Genomic DNA, 4,587 nt, shown 5'->3' with positions numbered 1-4,587 from the left:
GGCAACAACCTCACGGTGTCACCACCATCCGGTTTGCTGCTGCCGGCATCATCTGCATTGTGGTCGCCGTCGTTACGCTCGTCGTTCTCAAGCCGTTCTGATCGCTGGCGCTGCTACCTTCTGATTGCGCAGCAAGCCACGCGTGTCCTCGCAATCTTGCAAGATCAAGATATCAGCCACCCGACTGTGCAACCCTCTGTCGGAGCCACAGGCCAGGCAAAGGCAGGCTCTGGCGTTCTTGCTCCGGCGGACATCAGGTAGAAATGACCGATGTTTGCTTCGTCTCCGGAGCATGGCAAGGCAAGCCTGTTCTCCGGTCATGTCCGGATTTGAGGGGAGAATGTCGTTTACCGCTTTTTCCCGCATCGATAAGTCTGCCTCCGGACTGTCACTGCTACGGTGACCTGCGCCACGACGGGCCGGGATCCCGACAGATCCAAAAGACGGAAAGACGAGGCGTTCCATTTTGGTGTCAGAAAACGGCGATGAGAAGGTGGTCGAAAGCCTTTCCGAAGTGGTTGCTGGTCGGAGGGACGAACATCAGCCGACTGCCTTGTTCGATCGCCACGCTGACTCCTCTCTTCCCGCACGCATGAAGATGCAGGCGCTCGTGATGGCGGGAGTGGCGCTGCTGTTCTTGTGCATCACGATTGCAATCGGGATTGTGCTTCCGACGGTTCGAGCATGGCTGCAATGATTGCCAGGGCGTCGGATGCGTCCAGGACGCCACGCGTTGACGCGGATCTCAAGCTCGTCGGATTGATACTGCTTGCCGGAACGCTCGAGGCGATCCTGGTGGAACGCTATCCAGGCTCGCTGCCGCTCTGGATGCCCTACGAATTTTCCTGGGGCGTTTTCCTGAGTTGCGCCATTGGCATGGTGCTCTATCTTCGCGGGCTTCGAAGGTTTCCCGTTGCCGCGCGCGCGGACGGCTGGCGCAAGGCAGCTTTCCTGATTGGGGTCGGCCTGATTTACGCATCGATGCAGACATGGCTGGACTTTGCGGCACAGCACATGTTCTTCATCCATCGATTTCAACATCTCCTTCTCCACCACACCGGTCCCTTCCTGATCGCGCTCAGCAATCCTAGCGCCGCGATCTGGGAAGGCTTGCCGGCCGGGGTGCGCAGGAGATTGCAGCACAGGGCGCTTGGCAGGCTGGTGGGCGTCCTGCAGCAGCCGGTCTTGGCATCGTTTCTTTTCGTCGCCTTGATCTATCTCTGGCCGATCCCATCGATCCACTTCTGGGCCATGCTCGATCCAACGCTCTACACCGTCATGAATTGGAGCGTGACGATCGACGGGATTTTGTTCTGGGCACTCATCCTCGACCCGCGGCCCAAGCCGCTCGCACGAATCTCTTACGGGGCGAGGCTCATCGCTGTTATTGCCGTGATGTTTCCGCAAATGCTGCTGGGCGCGTGCGTGGTATTCGCGGAGCGAGACATTTACCCGGTCTACAATATCTGCGGACGCATCCTGCCGATCAGCGGCCTCGAGGACCAGACCTATGCCGGCCTGATACTGTGGGTTCCAAGCACGATGATGAGCATCATAGGCGCATTGCTGGTGTTGAATTTCATACGGCTGAACGAAGAATCCGAGGTTCTGGCCAACAGGGGGCTCCAATGACAGAAATGCCAGTCTGGAGCCGCCGCTCATTCTGCGCGCTCGTCATCGGCGCTGCAGCGAGCAGCTGCAAAGGCGATTCCAAGTGGCGTCTGGTCGATGTTGATCGGATGTATCCTGATCTCGATTTTCAAATGATCGACGTCAGGACTGGAAGACCCGTCACTGCGCAGAATTATCGTGRTAAACTGGTCGTGCTGTTTTTCGGCTACACCTTCTGTCCGGAGATTTGTCCAACAACCCTGCTCACCTTCACCTCGGTCATGGAGAAGCAGACGGCGCTAAAAGACGAGGTGAACATCCTTTTCGTCTCCGTGGATATCAAGCGAGACACGCAAGCGGTATTGAAACAGTATGTTGAGTCTTTCGCACCGAACGTGACCGGCCTGAGCGCGACAGAAAACGAACTGGCCGCCTTGGCGCGGCGATACCGGGTTGCCTATACGGTTAACCCTGGGGCATCGGCGGATGATTATACGGTCGATCACACCGCAACCGTCTTCCTTTTTGACCGCGACGGCCGCCTTCGCTTGCTCGCGCCCTATGGCACAAGCGACGAGGATTTTGGTCACGATCTTGATTTGCTTCTGCAGGGCGGCGGTCTCGGCTAGCGCTGGCAGTCACCCAGTCAGTCGGAGCGCGACATGTTCATTCCGGCGCCTCAAATGCGAGAGTCCAGACAGGAAACCGGCAAGCTCTGCGTCTCAGAGTTGGGATGCACCGCCATCTACGACGAGCTCGGTTCCGACGACATACGATGATTCATCGCTCGCGAGGTAAAGCGCCGCGTGGGCAATATCCTCGGCCGCGCCCAAGCGGCCAACGGGTATGGACTTGGCGAGTTCGCGTTTCATGCCCGCGAGGTCCTCCTCCCGCATACCCCACTTGCTTGTCAAAGGCGTATCGATTGCGCCCGGGGCGAGAGCGTTGAAGCGAATTTTCCTGTCCAGAAACTCGAACGACCAGCTTCTGGCCAGCGAACGGAGCGAGGCCTTCGCAGCAGCTGTCAGGGAAATACCGTGTTTGCCCGTCTGGGCCACGAAGGACGTGTTCATGATGAACGAGGCTCCCTCGCGCAGGACTGGCAACACTGCCTGCAAGGTGATGACGGTGCCTTTGACGTTGATGTCCATGATGTCATCGTAGAGCCTGTCGTCGATGTCGTTGATGGGGGACGGAAATGCGTGGCCCGCATTCGCAAAGACCACGTCCAGACCGCCAAACCGTTCTTTCACCTGTCTGGCAACTGCACGCATGTCGTCGTTTGATCGGACGTCGCCCTTGAGCACCAATGCCTCGTTGCCAAGTTCCGCGATGATCTGTTCGAACACCGTCTCGTTGCGTCCGGTGACCGCAACACGTGCGCCTTCGGCGATGAAAAGTTTTGCGGTCGCCAAGCCGATACCGCTGGTGCCGCCGGTGATCAGAGCCGTCTTATTTGCGAGTCTCATGCTGCATTCCTTCCGAAGGCCAGGTGTCCACGATAGCGTGGCTGGCGGTTTCTATTTTTAGACTTGGCTGGCGAGCGAAAGGAGGACACAGAGCTCTCAAGACATGTCGCCGAGACCGGGCCTGCTTATCGTTGATCGACGTCGGACATGGGCCCTGAAGAGACGGTTCGACGCCGAAAAGCAGTCAGGGTGAGAAGTGTGCCGAAGATTCCAGAGGATTCGTGCTATCGTCTCGACGGTAACCTATGGTCGTTGCACGGCCAGGCGGCTGCCCGCGCGAAGCGCTTTTTTCTCATCCAGGATCCAATATGCCGTCATGGCAACCGCGACGACGACGAGGGGCAGGCAGATGAGATTGAGCTCCTTCCAACCGAGCCACTCGAGCAGCGGGCCGGCAGCAAGGGAGGTGAGCGCCGTTACAGCCGCACGCAGCATCTCGGCAATGCCTTGGATTTTCGCGCGCTCGACCGGCAGATAAGAGCCCGCCAACAGGGTGGTGCCGCCGACGAACATGAAATTCCAGCCCACACCGAGCGACAGCAGCGCGACATAGAAAGCCGGAACCTGGAGTGAGCTGACCGCAATGACTGGGCAGATTGCCGTCAGCACCATCCCGGCGATCAGGATTCGCGCCAAGCCAAATCGTCTTATCAATGCACCAGCAAACAGCGAGGGTGCGTACATGCCGACGAGATGCCACTGGATCATTCCCGCGCCATCATCGATCGTATGGCCGGCGCCCACGGCCGCAAGCGGGGCAGCTGTCATCAGCAGCATCATGATGGCGCCGCCGATCACGTTGTTTGCAAGTGCCGCCCAAGAGATCGGCTGCATGAAGACGACGCCAAGAGGCCGTGCATGCCCTTCGAATTGCTCCACATGCGACGTGTGCCTCTGATCCCTGAAGACGAGGGCGAACAGGAGCACGGACGCCACGCCAAGGGCGCAGACGAGCAGATAGGATCCTGCAAACATTGCGGGCAATATATCCTTGGTCCAGGAGGCAAGCAGAGGCCCCAAGATAGCTGCCGCAACACCGCCGGCCAATACGAAGGAGATCGCCTTGGCCTTGCCTTCCAGTGCAACAGCATCGGCTGCCGCAAGCCGATAGTAGCCCGCGAATGCCTGAAAGATGCCCACTCCCGCCGTGCCCAGACAAAATATCCAAAAGTCGGCATGCAGGACCGCCCAGACCGAAATCGCTCCTCCGCTTGCGCATGCAGCTGACCCGACAATGAAGGCCATCCGGCGTCCAAGTCGCTCGATCAGATAGGACGCAAGCAGGGTGACGATCGCCCCTGCTGCCGAGATGAGCGCAAAGGGCAGTGTCGCCAGCGCCTTGTCAGGTGCGAGTTGATAACCGGTCAGGCCGGTCAAGGTCAGATCGACCGACACCGCAGCCGTAAAGAGCGCCTGGCCAGCGGCCAGCACGATCGTGTTTTGACTTGGCAAAGTGTAATTGCGGAAAAATGACATTGGATGGGTGCCTGCATGGTCTGAGCAAGGC

At 58.7% G+C, this 4,587-nt stretch carries 5 protein-coding genes; 3 read left to right on the top strand and 2 right to left on the bottom strand.

The window, feature by feature from the left end; genetic code table 11:
- Positions 1–469: 469 nt before the first annotated feature.
- Genes AC1D35_RS34770 through AC1D35_RS34760 form a run of 3 tightly spaced genes read left to right on the top strand, consistent with a single transcriptional unit; the run spans position 470 to position 2,240 of the window.
- Positions 470–697 carry a hypothetical protein gene (locus tag AC1D35_RS34770; protein ID WP_477942435.1) on the top strand — a complete coding sequence of 76 codons (228 nt, stop codon included), beginning with the start codon at positions 470–472 and terminating at the stop codon, positions 695–697.
- Positions 685–1,632 carry a cytochrome c oxidase assembly protein gene (locus AC1D35_RS34765; RefSeq protein ID WP_477942433.1) on the top strand — a complete coding sequence of 316 codons (948 nt, stop codon included), beginning with the start codon at positions 685–687 and terminating at the stop codon, positions 1,630–1,632. The genes AC1D35_RS34770 and AC1D35_RS34765 overlap by 13 nt, the downstream gene beginning before the upstream one ends.
- Complete coding sequence (locus AC1D35_RS34760) at positions 1,629–2,240, top strand: SCO family protein (protein ID WP_477942431.1); 612 nt, start codon at positions 1,629–1,631, stop codon at positions 2,238–2,240. Before AC1D35_RS34765 ends, AC1D35_RS34760 begins: the two co-directional genes overlap by 4 nt.
- Positions 2,241–2,333: 93 nt before the next feature.
- Here the strand turns inward: AC1D35_RS34760 and AC1D35_RS34755 are convergent, their stop codons facing one another.
- On the bottom strand, positions 2,334–3,080 hold the full coding sequence (locus tag AC1D35_RS34755) for an SDR family oxidoreductase (protein WP_477942429.1): 747 nt from the start codon (positions 3,078–3,080) through the stop codon (positions 2,334–2,336).
- Between the two features lie 243 nt (positions 3,081–3,323).
- On the bottom strand, positions 3,324–4,587 hold a 1,264-nt coding region (locus AC1D35_RS34750), incomplete at its 5' end, for an MFS transporter (protein ID WP_477942427.1).

This window comes from Rhizobium sp. P1_E6, from assembly GCF_056405875.1.
The sequence above is the reverse complement of the archived record's forward strand: the minus strand, read 5'-3'. Positions and strand labels throughout refer to the sequence as shown.

What these genes read in the sequence shown, in the direction of transcription:
- AC1D35_RS34765 (WP_477942433.1), top strand. Translation starts at nt 685, where the DNA reads ATGGCTGCAATGATTGCCAGGGCGTCGGATGCGTCCAGGACGCCACGC.
- AC1D35_RS34755 (WP_477942429.1), bottom strand. Translation starts at nt 3,080, where the DNA reads ATGAGACTCGCAAATAAGACGGCTCTGATCACCGGCGGCACCAGCGGT.